The following is a 16,406-nucleotide window of genomic DNA, read 5'->3' as shown; positions in this document are numbered from 1 at the left end:
CCGGCCGGATTACAGCTTGTACTCGTAGTCGATGGTGATGGGCGCGTGGTCGGAGAACTTCTGGTCTTTGTAGATATGTTCACGGCGTGCCAGGGCTGCGATGGCGGGGGTGGCCAGGTGGTAATCCAGACGCCATCCCACATTGTTGGCATAGGCCTGGCCTCGGTTGCTCCACCAGGTGTAGCAGGCGTCGGTGGTATCGGGTTGGAGCACGCGGTAGACATCCACCAGGCCACCGGCCTCGGTTTCCTTTTCCAGGATCTGCGTCATCCAGGCGCGCTCTTCGGGCAGAAAACCGCTGTTCTTCTGGTTGCTGCGCCAGTTCTTGATGTCGGCATTGGTGTGGGCGATGTTCACATCTCCGCACAGGATGAAGTCGCGCTCGGCCTTGAGGCGCATCAAGTGTGGATGCAGCTCGGCCAGAAAGCGGTACTTGGCGGCCTGGCGCTCCTCGCCCGAGCTGCCGCTTGGAAAGTAGCAGCTGATGATGGAGAACTTGCGCTGCGGGGTGTCAAAGCGCAGTTCCACATAACGGCCTTCGGCATCGAATTCACCCGGAGAGAAACCGATCATGACGTCGCTGGGCTCATGCCGCGTGTAGACGCCGACGCCGGAGTAGCCCTTTTTCTGCGCAAACTGGAAGTACCCGCGCATCTCGTCGATGATCTCGAACTTGTCCAGCATATCCGCTTGCTGTGCCTTGACTTCCTGCACGCAAATACAATCGGGCCGGGTCGCTTCGATCCAGGGAATCACACCCTTGGTGGCGGCAGAGCGGATGCCGTTGAGGTTGAGGCTGGTTAATTTGAACAAGGATTGGGTCATGGCAGAGAGTCTCCCACAGTCGGGTGAAGCGGCACAGATGGTGCAGGATTTGGCGCAGGATTTTGTACGCTTCGCCGTCGATGCAGGCGTGCTGCGGTTTGGAGAATTCAAAACCAAGGCCGGCCGCATGAGCCCGTATTTCTTCAACGCCGGGCTGTTTGACGACGGCGCCAAAATGGCGCAACTGTCCGAATTCTATGCAAAAGCGATCCTCGCCAGCGGCATCGAGTTCGACATGGTGTTCGGCCCGGCCTACAAGGGCATTCCGCTGGCCGCCACGGTGGCGGTGGAGCTGGCGCGCCAGGGCAGGAACGTGCCCTTTGCCTATAACCGCAAGGAAGCCAAAGACCATGGCGAAGGCGGCTCGTTGGTCGGCGCTCCGCTCAAAGGCAAGGTCTTGATCATTGACGACGTGATGAGCGCGGGCACCGCCGCCCGCGAATCCATTGCGCTGATCCAGGGCGCCGGTGCCACGCCACACGCCATGGCCATTGCGCTCGATCGGCAGGAAAAGGCCACCGAGAACGGGCGGGACGTGCCCCATAGCGCCGTACAGTATGTACGCGATCACCTCGGCCTGAAGGTTGCAACCATTGCCAAGCTTGAAGACCTGCTGGCCTTCCTTGACCAGGGAGACGCGGCCCAAGAGATGCGTGAACACCACACTCGCGTGCTGGCTTACCGACGGCAGTATGGCGTGCGCGATTGATGTTTAGAATGCCATAGCTTGTTTCGTTTTGAAGAGGTATATGGATGCGTAAGGTGGCTTGTGTCGTGGCTATCGCTTCGGTGATGACTGTCCTCACCAGTGCCTGCTATGCGCAAAATACCGGCGCGGCCACTGCGGTGTACAGCTGTGTGGACGCCATGGGGCGCCGCCTGACGGCAGACCGCCCCATTGCCGCCTGCGCAGACCGGGAGCAGCGCGTCACCATGCCGGGTGGCGCGGTGCGCACCATCGGCCCCACGTATTCCGAACGCGAAAAAGCAGAGCAGGCCGCCCAGAACCGCAAGGAAGCGGAAGAGCGTTATCGCGCAAGCGATGGCAAACGCCGCGAACGCGCGCTGGCCGTGCGGTTTCCGAACAAGGCGGCCCACGACGCCGAGCGCGCAGAGGCCGTCGAGACCCTGATGACGCAGATCAAGGTTGTGCAGGAGCGCAAGGTGTCCCTATTGGAAGACCGCAAGAAGATCGATGGGGAAATGGAGTTCTACAAGAAGGACCCCGGCAAAGCACCGCCATCGCTGCAGTCTCGCCTCAAGTACAACCGCGAAGACATCAAAGAGGTGGACGAGCAGGTGGCCTCGATCAACGAAGAAATCAAGCGCACCAACCAGCGCTTTGACGAAGAGGCCCAGACGCTCAAGCAGTATTGGGTGCCCGCACCCGCCAGCAAGTAAGCAGAAGGCAGAAGGCAGAGACTTCCATGAAAGCACTGGCCCCGGGCCTGGCCCAGGCAGAAGACGGTATTGTGCGTTGCGCCTGGTGCATGGCCACCCCGCACTACCAGCACTACCACGACCACGAATGGGGCTTTGCGGTGCATGATGACCGCCGGCTGTTCGAGAAAATCTGCCTGGAGGGCTTTCAGGCGGGGCTGAGCTGGCTCACCATCCTGAACAAGCGGGAAGGCTTTCGCGCCGGATTTGCCAATTTCGATGCCGAACAGATCGCCCGCTTTGGTGAGCCGGACATCCTGCGCCTGCTGGCCGATCCGGGCATCGTGCGCCACCGTGGCAAGATTGAGGCGGTGATCAACAATGCCCAGCGTCTGCTGGAGCTCAAGGGCGAATTCGGCAGCTTTGACGCCTATCTGTGGCAGTTCGCACCCGCTGCCAACAGCAGACCCAAACGCGTGACCCTCGAATCCGTGCGCGAGATGGGTGTGCCTCCACAGGCGCATGCACTGTCCAAGGACTTGAAAAAGCGCGGCTGGAAGTTCGTGGGCCCCACCACCATGTACGCCTTCATGCAGGCCATGGGCATGGTCAACGACCATCTGCACGGCTGCCATACCCTGCAGGCCAGGGCGTAGGCCTAGGCGCCAAGCTCACTGGCCAGCAGCGAATAGCGCTGCAGCGACACATAGCGCCCCTTGCGCCTCGTGCAATCGCGCAGCAGGCCTTCCAGCGTGAACCCGGCCTGGCTCAGCAGGCGGCTGGAGGCGGTGTTGTCCGGCTCCACATAGGCCACCACGCTGTGCAAGGCCAGGCGGCGAAAGGCGGCAGGCAACCATTGGCGCAGAGCATTTTTCATGATGCCCTGGCCCCAGTGGCCCGGCTGCAGCCAGTAGCCCAGTTCGGCGCTGTCGCCATCGTCATCACGGTCATACAGACCTATGCCGCCAATGGCTTGTGCGCCGCTCGCGTCCATGCAGATGGCTTGCCACCAGCCTTCGCCGTCCGCCCCCAGTTGGCGGTACCAATCGAGCTGTTCGCGCGCAATGGCGTGTGCATCGGTGTGGCGGGTCTCCAGACCGTAGAACTGCGTGACGCGGGCATCGCCCATGGCCTGCGCTAGCACGGGCAGGTCGGGTTCGCGAAAATCACGGAAAGTGAAGGGAGCGGTTGCAGTCTGCATGCGGACAGCCTAGCACCGTTGCAGGGTGTGCTGCACCGCAAAGAGAATAGAGGTATTCATGAAACAAGCTGTCAGTGCATGTGGGTTATGTGCTGACAGCTCTTGTTTTGATAGCAATTACTACTGCATGGCGTGCCAACGCATGGGCTGGGTGGCGCTGACTTCCTGAATCCCCAGCAGCGCCGCATTGCGCTGCAGCAATGCTTCAAACTGATCGCGGCTTGCGGCAATCTGGTCGGTCGCACCGTCCCAGTAATCGGCGGCGATCTGCGCTGCGGTGAAATCGCTGTGCGCAAACTTCTGCACAATATTGCGCAGCTTGTCGAGGTTGATGCTGTGGATGTCGGTCATGGCAAGCCTCCTGTGCATGCACCCAGTGTGGCGCAAATAGCCGGGCTGTCAATGGGCATAAATCACCAAGTCAGGACGGACGGGCCGCCCGCAGCAAACGCACCGCCAGCAAGGCCGCCGCCCAGGCAATGCCGCCGATCCACAGCGGCACCGTCACGTAGCTGCTGGCACGCGCCCATTGCGCAAACTCATCAAGCCCGTGCAGGGGCCAGAGGGCGAGAACAAAGCCGAACAGCCACCACAGCAGGGCGAAGGCGGAAAATAGCAGTGTGGTGGCAGGCACCAGCCGCTTTCTGGCCCATAGCATAGCGGCCACCACCAGCACGGCAGACAGGGCCACGGCCGCCGACCACCACAGTGGCACCGGCAAAAAGAAAAGAGACAGCGTGTTCATGGCTCGGCTCTGGCAACAGCGCCTATTCCTTCTGGCACAGCATCTCGTCTGCCAGGCTGCCTGCGACCACGCGCATGTTCCGGCCCTGGTGGGCCTGCACAGTCCAGGTGTCGCTCAGGTCCTCGGGCACCAGGTCCTTGTCGTTGACCAGTTCGGGGTGCTTGATCTCGGAGCGGTCCTGCTTGACGACCTTGGGCACAATCAAGGTGATGGTGTTGCCTTCGATGCGCCAGTTTCCCTCGCCCTGCACGACAAAGCTGTATTTCTGCTTCGTGCTGGGCATGTCGTAGACCAGATAGGCCTGGGCCTTGAGCGTGCCGTCGGGGTTGAACTGGTCGGTATAGGTGAAGTGGGCGCTGTCTTCCCCCATCTTGACCTGGAAATTGCACTCCCACACGCCGTGCAGGCTGGCGGGGCTGATGCTGCCGCTGCCTGCCGCCGGCGCCTGAGGCGCCGCTTTGCTGCTGGTGGATGGATTGGGTGCACTGCTGCTTTGCGGCGCTGGCGCGGTTTCTTCCTTTTTCTTGCCGCCAAAGGGCCACAGGCTGGAGCAGCCTGCCAGCGCCGGAATCAACAGCAGACACAGGGTGGAGCGGAGCAGAGATTGGTATTGCATGGCCTGCACTCTAGCAAATCCCGCCGCGCCCCTGTGTCAGCGATTTCAGCCAACACAGGCGATCAACGGTGATCACCGATGATCGCGAGGAGCGGAGGGTCAGCCCGCCAGGGCCGGGTAGTCGGTGTAGCCCTTTTCGCCGCCGCCGTAGTAGGTGCTGGTGTCGCCCTCGTTGAGCGCGGCCTGCTTGCGCAGGCGATCCACCAGGTCGGGGTTGGCGATGAAGGCCTTGCCAAAGGCCACCATGTCGGCCTCCTGGCTGGCCACTACCTCCTGGGCCATGGCGCGGGTGTAGCTGTTGTTCACCATCCACGCGGCCTTGCCACCGGCCTGGCGGTAGGCTGCCTTGAAATCCACATAGTCGAACGGGCGGCCTTCCACTTCGCGCGGGCCGCCGGTGGCGCCTTCGATCACGTGGATGTACGCCAGGCCCAGGGGTGCGAGCTGGCGCACCAGGTATTCGAACAGCGACTGCGGATCGCTGTCTTCAATACCGTTGGCAGGAGTGACGGGCGAGAGGCGGATACCCACCTTGCCCCTGCCGACGGCATCGACCACGGCGCGCACCACCTCCAGCGTCAGACGGCAACGGTTTTCGATGGAGCCGCCGTAGTCGTCGGTGCGCGCATTGGCGCCGGTCTTCAGGAACTGGTCGAGCAGGTAGCCATTGGCGGCATGGATTTCCACACCATCAAAGCCGGCCGATTGCACCGCGTTGCGTGCTGCGGTGGCATAGGTGTGCACGATGCCGGGCAGTTCTGCGGCATCGAGCGCGCGCGGCACGGATGTGGGCACGAACTGGCCCTGGCCCGTGGCGTGGTCGATCAGGTAGGTCTTGGTCTTGGCCACGATGGCCGAAGGCGCCACCGGCGGCTGGTTGCCCGGCTGCAGGCTGTTGTGCGACACGCGCCCCACATGCCACAGCTGGCAGACGATCTTGCCGCCAGCCGCGTGCACGGCGTCCGTCACCCGGGCCCAGCCTTCGATCTGGTCTTCCCCGTACAGCCCCGGCACATCGGAGTAGCCCTGGCCCTGGTGGCTGATGGCGGTTGCCTCGGTGATGAGCAGGCCCGCGGTGGCGCGCTGGGCGTAGTAGGTGGCCGTCATGGGCCGGGGTACGGCGTTGGGAGAGCGGTTGCGCGTGAGCGGCGCCATGGCGATGCGGTTGGCCAGTTGCATATCCCCGACCTGGATGGCATCAAACAGGCTGTGGGCGTGGGATTGGGTCATGCAGAACTCCTTAGCTGCGTGGAGAACGCTGTGAACGTTGGCACGTTCTCCGGTTTGCGAATGGCATTTTTTTACCATGCAGGATTGGCCTGTGCAGCGAAAGGTTTAACGTATCAACTCACTAATTGATAGCTAAATCTGTAGTGAATATGGGCTCAGATGGCGTTTTTTAACATTCTTTCCTTGCATGGCCACCTTCTTGGCGGACTTGCGCGCATGGGCCTGGGTTGCGCCATCTCAACCCGATAAGCCGTAATGGCAAAGCTTCTGCGCCATCATCAAAAGGCTATTTGTGAAACAGGAAGCGCGCATCCATGACCAAGACATCGCTGGACAAATCGAAGATCAAGTTTTTGCTGCTCGAAGGCATTCACCCCTCAGCCCTCAAGGTGCTGCAGGCGGCGGGCTACACCAATGTGGAAGCGCTGACGGGGGCGCTGGACGGCGAAGAGCTCAAGCGCAAGATCGCCGACGTGCATTTTGTCGGCATCCGCTCGCGCACGCAGCTCACCGCCGATGTGTTTGCCGCCGCTCAAAAGCTCGTGGCCGTGGGATGCTTTTGCATCGGCACCAACCAGGTGGACCTGAGCGCGGCCCGCGAGCGCGGTGTGGTGGTGTTCAACGCACCGTTCTCCAACACGCGCTCTGTGGCCGAACTGGTGCTGGCCGAGGCCATTCTGCTGCTGCGCGGCATTCCGGAGAAGAACGCCGTTGCCCACCGTGGCGGCTGGAAGAAAAGCGCCGACAACTCCTTCGAGATCCGCGGCAAGACGCTGGGCATTGTGGGCTATGGCTCCATCGGCACGCAGCTGTCGGTACTGGCCGAAGGCCTGGGCATGAAGGTGGTCTTCCATGACGTGGTCACCAAGCTGCCGCTGGGCAATGCTCAGCAGGCCGCCAACCTGAACGAGCTGCTGGGCCAGGCCGATATCGTGACCCTGCATGTGCCGGAGCTCCCGTCTACCCACGGCATGATGGGCGCGACCCAGATCGCGGCGATGAAGCCGGGCAGCATCCTCATCAATGCCTCGCGCGGCACGGTGGTCGATATCGAGGCACTGGCCGGGGCGCTGCAGGCGGGCCAGCTGCTGGGCGCGGCGATCGATGTGTTCCCCACCGAGCCCAAGAGCAACAAGGACGAGTTCCAGTCGCCGCTGCGTGGCATGGACAACGTCATCCTCACACCGCACATCGGCGGCTCCACCATGGAAGCGCAAGCCAACATCGGCCTGGAGGTGGCGGAAAAGCTCGTCAAGTACAGCGACAACGGCACCACGACATCGGCCGTCAACTTCCCCGAAGTGGCGCTGCCCGAGCACCCCGGCAACAACCGCATCCTGCACGTGCACGAAAACCGCCCCGGTATCCTGTCGGCCATCAACCAGGTGTTTGCCGACAACGGCATCAATATTGCGGGCCAGTACCTGCGCACCGACGAGAAAGTGGGCTACGTGGTGATCGACATCGACGCGCAGTCGTCGAAGCTGGCACTGGAAAAGCTCTCGCAGATTGCGGGCACCATCCGCTGCCGCGTGCTGTTCTGAGGCGGCCCACCCATGAAAAAGGCTCCGAAAGGAGCCTTTTTTATGCGCTGCAGCCTGCCGGGCGATCAGGCCAGGGGGCCTGCGCTCAGAATCTCAGACAGCGGCTTGCGGGGCGAGGGCACTTCGCGCTCGGCCAGATCGGCAGGCAGGCTGGACTTGTCGCCGCGCTCGCCAATGGCCACCAGGCACTCGACCTTCCAGTTGTCGTCCAGCTGCAACACCTGACGGGCAGCATCGAGCTCGATGCCGGCCATGGCATGCGTGGCCAGGCCCATGGCGTGTGCCTGCAGCGCCAGGTAACCCCAGGCGCAGCCGGTATCGAAGCTGTGCGTGGCCGATTGCTTGTCGGACAGCACCACCAGCAGCGCACCTGCGTTCAGGCACCAGCGGCGGTTGAACTCGTTGGGGATGGTGGAAAACGCCTCCCAGTTGGCATCGCCGTTGATCGAGTAGGCAAAGTGCCAGGGCTGCTTGTTGCTGGCCGAGGGCGCCCAGCGCGCGCCTTCAACAATGGTTTCGATGTCCTGGGCCGTCAGCTTCCTGCCGGAAAAGGCGCGGGGCGACGAGCGGTCCAGAAACTGGGAGGCAACAGGGTGGGTGGATTGACGGGTGGTCATGGTCAATAGGTCGTTGGGTAAGCAAACAGGCCGCCAGCATGCCATATCTGAGGCGCCCTTTTGCAGGCAGCCCTTTTAGCCGCCTGCTATTTGCGCTCCACCAGTTTGAAAGTGCCGGTGGCCATGCCCAGCAGCTCGCCCGCTTCGCTTCGCAGCTCTCCGCGCACAAAGCTCAGGCTTCTGCCGCGCTTTTCGCAGACCGAGGTGCAGATCACATCGCCTGCCGCCGGCGCCATGAAGTGAATGGTCAGATCGACCGTGACCACGCCATAGCGCAGCGGATCGTGGGCCCGCGCCGCGCATGACAGGCCCACGTCCAGCAAGGTGGCAATGGCGCCGCCGTGCATGTCGCCCCGGCTGTTGGTGTATTGCTTCTGGTAGGGCATGCGTACGCGGGCGCGGTCGTTGCCAATGGCTTCGCCATGGAGCCGGAAGGACTCGGCCATGGCCATGGGCAGTCCGAATATGGTGTCTGCGGGCTCGCTGGCGGTATAGGGCGGGATGGTGGCCGGGCTGGCAATGGGGTCGTGCATAGGGGTGGGGCGCTGGCGCTTCGAAGAGGTGCTGGGGCCGATGGTAGCGGCTGGCACTGCTGGTTGCACCCCGCAGCTGACGCACAGGCGCTAGCTGCCTGCAAGGTAGAGTGCGGTGTCTGTACAAAAATACCGAGGCACACCATACAGGCGGGCGCAGCCGTTAAGCTGTGCGCCAGTTCCGGTTTGCCGAATTTCCGATATGTCACCCTGGTCGTCCCCTTATTGCCCGCGTTGCGGCGCTGCAGATTGCCGCAGCGCCGGGCCGCGCAATGCCTTTGCCTGTCTGCAGTGTGGCGCGCAGTTCAGCGTCGACCATGGCCAGGGTCTGCCGCAGGTTCGCATGCACACCCCGGCGTCTGGCCTGGCACGGCTGCAAAGCCATATGCGGTGGTTGTTTCCACTGCTCGTGGTGCTGATGGTGTTGCCATGGCTGGTGCCGCATGTGCAGCAGTTTTTCAAAAGCGACATGAAGCCTTACGAGCTGCGCCAGGCCCTGGGCCGCAGCGAGGGCGCCACCATCGTGGAGCGCAATGGACAGCGCCTGCTGGTGCAGCTGTTCGAGAACCGTGAGCAGGACCAGACGGTCTACCGGGCGGTGATCAGCGACATGGTCAGCGGCAAGCCACTGGCCGAGCCGCAGCGCTTTTCCATGCACTGGGCGAGCGGCTCCGGTCGCGCCGAGCTGCGGTTCTTCTCGGATGGACAGCTGTATCTCACGCTGCAGGAACGTGGCTTGTGGCGGCTGGACCCGGCGACCCTGCGCTTTGTCGATCTGCTGCCCCAACTGGGCGAGCGTTTTGGCCCCCAACTGGGTGCGGGCGTGGTGGGCGTTGCCATCCAGCGCCGGGGCCGGCCTGACAGCCTGGAGGTGACCAGCAGCACGGGCAGCAAATACCTGGTGTACTGGCTGCTGGGCCAGATCGTGCCTGCCGCAGAAAGCAGCAGCCTGTACCAAAAGGCCCAGGCCAGCTACAGCGAGCGCATCCCTTACTACCGCTACGAGCGGCTGCCACGCCCGACCGGAGAGGAGGATCGGGCGCTGCTGGTGCGATCCTGGTGGCGCTACGAGCCCGGCCAGCCAATCTTCTTTGACTACTTCGACCTGCTGCCCACCGATAGCCAGGCGGTGCGCGACTGGCCTCATCACTACATCGCCATCGGTGGCGGGTTTTCAACGAGTGCCTATGCGGTCAAGGACCGGGGCCTGCTGCGCATCGATGTGGTGCAGCCAGCGGTACCCCGCTTTCACGCCGATATCCTGGCTGAAAACACCACCCGCGTGCTGCTGACCTATACGCCGACGCCTGTGCGCCAGGAGGGCCGGGTCATCCAGCTGCTGGACAAGGCCACGGGCCAGGTGGTGTGGAGCCGCACGGTCGACCAGCTGCCGCAACTGGGCAGCCGCGAAGGCGGCCTTTATGTGACGGGCCAGGCCGTCAATGGCGGTTTTCTGCTTTTCAACGACCTGCAGCAGCCCGCGCTGCTGATCGGCGACGACGGCCAGACCGTGCACGATTTCAGCCCTCCGGCCAAAACTGCCCGATGATCAAGCGCATCCCTCCCCTCTACCAGATGGCGGGCGCTCTCGTGCTGCTGTTTTTTGTGCTGCCTTACGGGCTGACATGGCTGCAGGCGCTGCGACAGTCGGGGCAGTCGAAGGAGCTGCCGCTGGGTGACGTCGAAGCCTCGGCGGTCTACCAGGCCGACGACGGCAGCCTGCGCATGCTGCGGGTGATGAAGCACACCACCGAGCGTGAGGATGTGTTCCAGATCCTGCACAACGACCTGCAGGCGCGGCAGTTGATCGGTGAGCCCCAGCGGGTGACCCTGCCGCGTGATGCCTATGCCAAGTCTGCGCAGATGCGGGTGCAGGCCGATGGCCAGATCGCCCTGGTGCTCAATGGCCGTGACTGGTGGCTGTGGAGCGGGGAGCGCAGCCTGTTCGAGCCCATGAACGCCGCGCTGAGCCAGCGTTTTGCCGGGCAACTGGCCACCGGTGTGGCCAAGATGGCCTTTGGTGGCCAGCGCGAACCCGACCTGCTCGACATCACCAGCAACACCGGCGACCGCTACGCCGTGTACTGGCGCACGGGCGAAATCTATCCCTGGGGCGGGCAGCAGCAACGCCTGCTCCAGCGCCCCTGGGGCCAGTACCGGAACACCGTGGAGCGGATCGACTACGCCGACTTCAGAACCGATGTGGCCCGCTATGGCCTGCCCAGCACCCTGGTGCACTACCGGCAGAAACTGCGCGAAGGCGAGTTCCAGCAGTTGCCGCTGCTGACCGTGCATTCCACCTCCGACGCGGTGGTGCGCGCCGCGCCCAGGCGCTACCAGGCCGTGAGCGACGGCTTTGTGGTGGCACGCCAAAGCCTGCAGGAAGCGGGTGTTACCGACATTGCGCAGGTGGCCAGCGTGCCGGTGCAGTTCAGCGGCGAAGTGCTGGCGCGCAATGCCGACCGGGTGCTGATGCGCTACGAGGCTACGCCCACCACGCCCGCAGAGGTGGTGCTGCAGATGGTGGACGTGCACAGCCTGCAGCTGGTCTGGAGCCAGTCGACGCGTGCCATGCCGCAGTTACTGTCCGATGGTTACTACCTGATGGCGCAGCCCTGGAAGGGCGGCTTCTACCTCGTCACCACACAGAACCTGCCGGCCCTGGTGATCGACAACGCAGGCAAGACGCTTTTTGACTTTCAACCGCAAAAGCGCGAGCAGTTCTAGCAGGTGGGCAGTGTGGCGCGCGCAGGCTTGATGCGCGTCAATGCTGCGCGGGCACGCCTTCCACAAAACTGCGCAGGCGCGCTGCAAGGCCTGGCGCCTCCAGAATGTCGATGTGGTCGGCAGCAGCAAAGTTTTCCACCTCTACCGCTGGCCCCTGGCGATTGGCCAGCGCCCGCTCCAACGCATCGGTACGGGCAGGCAGCACCAGTGCGTCGCGGCCTGCGCGCAGCACGAGCAGGGGGCCACCGTAGTGTTGCAGCCGCTCATCTGAAGGGTAGCGGTCGCGCAGCAGCAGGCCCACGGGCAGCCAGCCATAGTGGTCGCGCACCGTGGCGACCATGCTGTCAAACGGCGTGATCAGCACCAGGTGTGTGGGCTGGCGCTGCGCGGCTACGGCGGCTGCCACACCGGTGCCCAGGCTGCGGCCCACTACGGTGATGCGGCCCTGCGGGTGGCGCTGCTGCACGGCGTCAAACAAGGCAATGGCATCGCGCTCCAGGTCTGCGCCCGTGGGCATGCCGTCGCTCGCGCCATAGCCGCGGTAGGCGAGGGCGTAGACGCTGTGCGTCGGCAGCCACTGGTGCAGCAGCGGAACCGCCTGCTCCACCCGCTCGGCATTGCCGCCCAGGTAGATGACTGCGTCGCGTGCGGGGGCTGTCGCCGCTGCGAGGCCCGGCGCGCCCGCGGTATCCGTTCTGGCCGTTGGCCCTGCCTGCGGGTGGCTTTGCCAGCCGCGCAGGGTCACGCCCGCCTGCTGCAGCGAGAAATTGGTGTGCGCAGCCTCCACCCGCGTCATCTGCGGAAAATACATCAGCCTGCGCTGCTGAAAGAACATCACCACGCACAGCGCCGCATACAGCACGGCGATCACCGCCAGGCCCCACAGAGCCACTTTGGCAAACAGATTGGTCATGGCATGTTTATAGCGGATGGCGGTAACCCTGCAGCCTGGGCTTGCGCGCTTTAAATTTGATAGCGCAATGCGCTTGATGGGTAAGCGGTAGAGGCCAAAAACACTGAAATGGGTGTGCCCAGGTCTATTGTCACCAGACGCAAGCAAATGTGCGCTGGCAGGTAGCGGCGCTTGCAAAACGTGTCCTGATTCACGTCTTGATGCACGGCGTCTGGCATCTCCTACAGCCAAGGCGTGCATGAGGCGCGACCATGAACCCATGGCAGGCACGGGGCCTCGCCAGTACCACTGAAGGAGTTATCGCCATGACACAGCAGAACCACCAACAGAAACCCGGCAGCAACCAGGTGAACCAGCAGCCGGGCCAGCAGCCCGGGCAGAAGAAGGATCAGCAGCACGAGCAGCAATCGCCGCAGCAAAAGCAGCCTGGCCAGCAAGACCGGCAGCAGCAGCAGCGCTAGTCGCCAGCGCTGGTCCGGACTGCAGGAGCGCGCCATGAAACAGCACACTGCCATTCCGAACCCAACGCCCTGGCCCTTGCAGCTGGGGCAACCATTGCGAGAGAAGAAGTACAGCCAGCAGCAAAGCAAATGCAACCATCGTCAACTTGGGTCGGAGCCCAAGACGCCGGACAACACGCAGATGCATTGATGCCCTGCCACTTCTGAGTGCTCCCTTGGCCCGCAAACGCGGGCCTTTTTGGACTTGCTATTGATTGGATAGCTGTTGGCGGCCCCGGCATACGAAGCCAGGCCGGATTTCAACCAAAACTTGAATAAAAAAACCGCTACACCCCCGGGGCATAGCGGCCTTTGCGTGTCTGCGCCTTTGCAGTTTTCGCTTTTGGGGCGAGGGTTTCAGAACGAACCGAACATGGTGCCCAGCGCGATCACCACCGACAGCGCAATCAGCGGCACCACGATCGTCATTGCCGCGATGTTGCCGTAGGACTGCTTGTGCGTCAGCTTGCAGATCGACAGCAAGGTGATGATGGCGCCACAGTGCGGCAGCGTATCGAACACGCCAGCCGACATCACCGCCACGCGGTGCAGCAGATCGGGGCTGATGCCCGCCGCGTTGGCCATGCGCAGATAGTCGGCGCCCAGGGTCTGCAGGGCAATCGACATGCCGCCCGATGACGAGCCGGTGATACCGGCCAGCACATTCATCGCCACCGCTTCGGAGATCAGCGGGTTGCTCGACACATTCAGCACCGCGTCGCGGATGATGGCAAAGCCTGCCAGGCTGGCGATCACCGCGCCGTAGCCCACTTCCGATGCGGTGTTGAAGATCGGCAACATCGAGCCCAGCACGCCCTTGTTGATGGTCTGCTGCAGATTGGCCCAGCGGCCCAGGCCGATGAGGATCAAGGTCACGCAGGCCACTGCCAGCGCAATGATCAGCGCCCACATGCCGGTCTGCTTGCTGGCATCCATGGTCGGGAAGCGCTGCTTGAGAAAATACCACTCCATGTTCGGGAAAATGCCGTACGTGAACAGCGCATTGATCCCGATCACCAGCACCAGCGGCAGCAGGGCCAGCAGCAAGGGAATGGTGCGGCTCGCATCGCCGCTCATATCGGCTTCGCCCACCTGGCCGCGCGGGCCGGTGTCGCTGTCGTCATGGTCGCCATAGCCTTCACCGCTGGCGCGGGCCGCCTTCTCGCGCGAGCGCAGCCACGCAATGCCCAGGCTGAACATGATGGCTGCGCCAATCAACCCCAGGCCGGGCGCTGCAAAGGTATTGGTGCCAAAGTAGGCGATCGGGATCGCGTTCTGGATCGCAGGCGTGCCCGGCAGCGCCGTCATCGTGAAGGTGAACGAGCCCAGCGCAATGGCCGGCGCCACCAGGCGCTTGGGAATGTCGGCATCGCGAAACAGTGTCTTGGCAATCGGGTAGATCGCAAACGCCACCACAAACAGCGACACTCCGCCGTAGGTCAGGATGCCGCAGGCCAGCACCACCGTCAGAATGGCGTGCTTCGAGCCCAGGGTGCGCTCAATCCATTTGGCAATCGCCGTGGCGGCACCCGAATCGGCCATCAACTGGCCAAACAGCGCCCCCAGCAGAAAAATCGGGAAGAACGCCAGCATGTAATTGCCTAGCGCCCGCATGAACGTCTCGGTATAGATGGGCAGCATCTGGCTCACCTCGCCAGACAGAATGACCGCCAGCGCCGCCATCACCGGGGCCAGCAGCAAAACCGTATAGCCCCGGTAGGCCAGATACATCAGCAGCGCAAGGGATAAAACAATAGCTAAGGTACTCAACACACTCTCCGCAAAACACCACACAAGGGGGAATGAACGACAGGCTGGCGCGCAGGCGCCTTCTTGGAACAGCTTCTTCGTGCAGAAAGCTGCATACATCCCGGTGCGGGATGGAATGGCGCATCACATGGGGCGCTTGCGGCATGCATGGATGCCGCAAGCGCGCATTGTTATGGTTTGGTATGCAACCATGATGAAAGCCGCCGCCACCATAACGGAAGGGGCCGCCGCCGTCCAGTCCGTGGAACTACGTTGGCTGTTGGTCGTCAGGCAACAGAGGGACGGGTGCGCGAATCATAAAAAAGCCTCCTTGCGGAGGCTTCGTTTATGAGGTGTGATGAGAAGTTGTTACGCCAGCTTCGCCTTCAACAACTCATTGACCTGCCCCGGGTTTGCCTTCCCCTTGGAAGCCTTCATCACCTGGCCGACCAGGGCGTTGAATGCCTTGTCCTTGCCGGCCTTGTATTGCTCCACGTTGGCCGGGTTGGCGGCGATCACCTCGTCGATGATGGCTTCGAGGGCGCCGGTGTCGTTCGATTGCTTGAGGTCCTTGGCGTCGATGATGGCGTCGACGTCCGTGCCTTCGGCGGTCCACAGCGCCTCGAACACCTGCTTGGCAGAGTTGTTGCTGATGACGTTGCCGTGGATGCGTGCGATGAGCGTGCCCAATTGCTCGGCGCTGACCTTGACCTGGTCCATGCCGATCTCTTCCATGTTCAGGCGGCGCGAGATTTCGCCCATGACCCAGTTGCTGGCCAGCTTGGGCTGGCCGCTTTGCCTGGCGGCAGCTTCAAAGTAGTCGGCCATGGCCTGGCTTTGGGTCAGGGTGGTGGCGTCGTACTCGGGCAGGCCGTAATCGGCCACAAAGCGGTCGGCGCGCTGGCGAGGCAGCTCGGGCATGTCGGCCTTCACGGCCTGTACCCAGCTGTCTGCAATGACGAGCGGCGGCAGGTCGGGGTCGGGGAAGTAGCGGTAGTCGGCCGCGTCTTCCTTGGTGCGCATGGCGCGGGTTTCGCCCGTGTCGGGGTTGAAGAGCACGGTGGCCTGCTGGATGGCGCGACCGTCTTCGATTTCTTCGATCTGCCAGCGGATTTCGTAATCGATGGCGATCTGCATGTTGCGGAACGAGTTCAGGTTCTTGATCTCGCGGCGCGTGCCCAGCGGCGCCCCGGGCTTGCGCACGGAGACGTTGGCGTCGCAGCGGAAGCTGCCTTCCTGCATGTTGCCGTCGCAGATGCCGATCCAGGTGACGATCTTGTGCAGCTCCTTGGCGTAGGCCACGGCTTCTTCGGTGCTGCGGATGTCGGGCTCGGTCACGATTTCCAGCAGCGGCGTGCCAGCGCGATTGAGGTCGATGCCCGACTGGCCGATGAATTCGTCGTGCACGGATTTGCCGGCGTCTTCTTCGAGGTGGGCGCGCACCAGGCGCACGGTCTTCTTGGTGTCGCCAACGAAGAAGCTCACTTCACCGCCTTGCACCACGGGAATCTCGAATTGCGAGATCTGGTAGCCCTTGGGCAGGTCGGGGTAGAAGTAGTTCTTGCGGGCAAAGATGCTGAGTGGCGCAATGTGGGAGCCCAGTGCTAGTCCTAATTTGATAGCGCACTCGACGGCCTTCTTGTTCATCACCGGCAGGGTACCGGGCAGGGCCAGGTCCACGGCGCAGGCCTGGGTGTTGGGCTCGGCGCCGAAGGCGGTGCTGGCGCGGCTGAAGATTTTGCTGTTGGCAGCGAGCTGGGTGTGGGTTTCAAAGCCAATCACCACTTCGTAGCCGTTGATGAGCTTGACGGTTGTTTCGGTCATGT

General features: G+C 62.9%; 19 protein-coding genes. 8 read left to right on the top strand and 11 right to left on the bottom strand.

The window, feature by feature from the left end:
* Positions 1 to 9 precede the first annotated feature (9 nt).
* The gene (locus ABIE32_RS15305; RefSeq protein ID WP_429017519.1) at positions 10 to 813 is read right to left on the bottom strand and encodes an exodeoxyribonuclease III; all 804 of its coding nucleotides are present in this window, start codon (positions 811 to 813) and stop codon (positions 10 to 12) included.
* Between the two features lie 10 nt (positions 814 to 823).
* Here ABIE32_RS15305 and pyrE point away from each other — a divergent pair, with 10 nt between their 5' ends.
* The 3 genes from pyrE (at position 824) to ABIE32_RS15290 (ending at position 2,861) form a co-directional block, all read left to right on the top strand.
* Entirely contained in the window at positions 824 to 1,534 is a 711-nt protein-coding gene (gene pyrE, locus ABIE32_RS15300; RefSeq protein ID WP_429017434.1) for an orotate phosphoribosyltransferase, read from the top strand.
* Between the two features lie 83 nt (positions 1,535 to 1,617).
* Positions 1,618 to 2,226: a DUF4124 domain-containing protein gene (locus ABIE32_RS15295; protein WP_429017433.1), complete on the top strand. Its 609-nt coding sequence runs from the start codon at positions 1,618 to 1,620 to the stop codon at positions 2,224 to 2,226.
* A 26-nt stretch (positions 2,227 to 2,252) separates the two neighbouring features.
* Positions 2,253 to 2,861 carry a DNA-3-methyladenine glycosylase I gene (locus ABIE32_RS15290; RefSeq protein ID WP_224151047.1) on the top strand — a complete coding sequence of 203 codons (609 nt, stop codon included), beginning with the start codon at positions 2,253 to 2,255 and terminating at the stop codon, positions 2,859 to 2,861.
* 2 nt (positions 2,862 to 2,863) lie between these two features.
* Here the strand turns inward: ABIE32_RS15290 and ABIE32_RS15285 are convergent, their stop codons facing one another.
* The 5 genes from ABIE32_RS15285 to ABIE32_RS15265 form a co-directional block, all read right to left on the bottom strand.
* Positions 2,864 to 3,406, bottom strand: coding sequence for a GNAT family N-acetyltransferase (locus tag ABIE32_RS15285; protein ID WP_429017432.1), 543 nt, complete (start codon positions 3,404 to 3,406; stop codon positions 2,864 to 2,866).
* Positions 3,407 to 3,526: 120 nt separating this feature from the next.
* Positions 3,527 to 3,757: a hypothetical protein gene (locus ABIE32_RS15280; RefSeq protein ID WP_224151049.1), complete on the bottom strand. Its 231-nt coding sequence runs from the start codon at positions 3,755 to 3,757 to the stop codon at positions 3,527 to 3,529.
* Positions 3,758 to 3,827: 70 nt separating this feature from the next.
* On the bottom strand, positions 3,828 to 4,151 hold the full coding sequence (locus ABIE32_RS15275; protein ID WP_429017430.1) for a hypothetical protein: 324 nt from the start codon (positions 4,149 to 4,151) through the stop codon (positions 3,828 to 3,830).
* Between the two features lie 22 nt (positions 4,152 to 4,173).
* Entirely contained in the window at positions 4,174 to 4,767 is a 594-nt protein-coding gene (locus tag ABIE32_RS15270; protein ID WP_429017428.1) for a hypothetical protein, read from the bottom strand.
* A gap of 99 nt (positions 4,768 to 4,866) precedes the next feature.
* Complete coding sequence (locus ABIE32_RS15265; RefSeq protein ID WP_224151052.1) at positions 4,867 to 5,997, bottom strand: alkene reductase; 1,131 nt, start codon at positions 5,995 to 5,997, stop codon at positions 4,867 to 4,869.
* A gap of 314 nt (positions 5,998 to 6,311) precedes the next feature.
* Between ABIE32_RS15265 and serA the strand changes: the two genes are divergently transcribed.
* Positions 6,312 to 7,541: a phosphoglycerate dehydrogenase gene (gene serA / locus ABIE32_RS15260; RefSeq protein ID WP_429017426.1), complete on the top strand. Its 1,230-nt coding sequence runs from the start codon at positions 6,312 to 6,314 to the stop codon at positions 7,539 to 7,541.
* Positions 7,542 to 7,606: 65 nt separating this feature from the next.
* Here the strand turns inward: serA and ABIE32_RS15255 are convergent, their stop codons facing one another.
* Both ABIE32_RS15255 and ABIE32_RS15250 read right to left on the bottom strand, forming a co-directional pair.
* Entirely contained in the window at positions 7,607 to 8,158 is a 552-nt protein-coding gene (locus ABIE32_RS15255) for a nitroreductase family protein (protein ID WP_224151054.1), read from the bottom strand.
* An 86-nt stretch (positions 8,159 to 8,244) separates the two neighbouring features.
* Positions 8,245 to 8,691 carry a PaaI family thioesterase gene (locus ABIE32_RS15250; protein WP_224151055.1) on the bottom strand — a complete coding sequence of 149 codons (447 nt, stop codon included), beginning with the start codon at positions 8,689 to 8,691 and terminating at the stop codon, positions 8,245 to 8,247.
* A 202-nt stretch (positions 8,692 to 8,893) separates the two neighbouring features.
* On the opposite strand from ABIE32_RS15250, the gene ABIE32_RS15245 reads away from it, so the two are divergent.
* Positions 8,894 to 10,240: a hypothetical protein gene (locus ABIE32_RS15245; protein WP_429017424.1), complete on the top strand. Its 1,347-nt coding sequence runs from the start codon at positions 8,894 to 8,896 to the stop codon at positions 10,238 to 10,240.
* Positions 10,237 to 11,418 (top strand): hypothetical protein, encoded by a 1,182-nt coding sequence (locus tag ABIE32_RS15240; RefSeq protein WP_429017422.1) that lies wholly within the window; start codon positions 10,237 to 10,239, stop codon positions 11,416 to 11,418. Before ABIE32_RS15245 ends, ABIE32_RS15240 begins: the two co-directional genes overlap by 4 nt.
* A gap of 37 nt (positions 11,419 to 11,455) precedes the next feature.
* Here ABIE32_RS15240 and ABIE32_RS15235 read toward each other — a convergent pair whose 3' ends face one another.
* Positions 11,456 to 12,331 carry an alpha/beta hydrolase gene (locus tag ABIE32_RS15235; RefSeq protein WP_429017420.1) on the bottom strand — a complete coding sequence of 292 codons (876 nt, stop codon included), beginning with the start codon at positions 12,329 to 12,331 and terminating at the stop codon, positions 11,456 to 11,458.
* Between the two features lie 305 nt (positions 12,332 to 12,636).
* On the opposite strand from ABIE32_RS15235, the gene ABIE32_RS15230 reads away from it, so the two are divergent.
* Both ABIE32_RS15230 and ABIE32_RS15225 read left to right on the top strand, forming a co-directional pair.
* The gene (locus ABIE32_RS15230) at positions 12,637 to 12,792 is read left to right on the top strand and encodes a transcription initiation factor TFIID subunit D10 (RefSeq protein ID WP_429017418.1); all 156 of its coding nucleotides are present in this window, start codon (positions 12,637 to 12,639) and stop codon (positions 12,790 to 12,792) included.
* A gap of 34 nt (positions 12,793 to 12,826) precedes the next feature.
* Positions 12,827 to 12,982 carry a hypothetical protein gene (locus ABIE32_RS15225; RefSeq protein ID WP_224151060.1) on the top strand — a complete coding sequence of 52 codons (156 nt, stop codon included), beginning with the start codon at positions 12,827 to 12,829 and terminating at the stop codon, positions 12,980 to 12,982.
* Positions 12,983 to 13,188: 206 nt separating this feature from the next.
* On the opposite strand, the gene ABIE32_RS15220 is transcribed toward ABIE32_RS15225, so the two are convergent.
* Both ABIE32_RS15220 and gatB read right to left on the bottom strand, forming a co-directional pair.
* Positions 13,189 to 14,601 carry a GntP family permease gene (locus ABIE32_RS15220; RefSeq protein WP_429017417.1) on the bottom strand — a complete coding sequence of 471 codons (1,413 nt, stop codon included), beginning with the start codon at positions 14,599 to 14,601 and terminating at the stop codon, positions 13,189 to 13,191.
* 348 nt (positions 14,602 to 14,949) lie between these two features.
* Positions 14,950 to 16,404, bottom strand: coding sequence for an Asp-tRNA(Asn)/Glu-tRNA(Gln) amidotransferase subunit GatB (gatB, locus tag ABIE32_RS15215; RefSeq protein WP_429017415.1), 1,455 nt, complete (start codon positions 16,402 to 16,404; stop codon positions 14,950 to 14,952).
* Positions 16,405 to 16,406: the final 2 nt, after the last annotated feature.

The sequence above is a fragment of the Comamonas sp. 4034 genome (assembly GCF_050434545.1).
In the GTDB taxonomy this organism is placed as follows: domain Bacteria; phylum Pseudomonadota; class Gammaproteobacteria; order Burkholderiales; family Burkholderiaceae_C; genus Comamonas; species Comamonas odontotermitis.
This window is presented reverse-complemented; position numbering and strand designations above follow the sequence as displayed.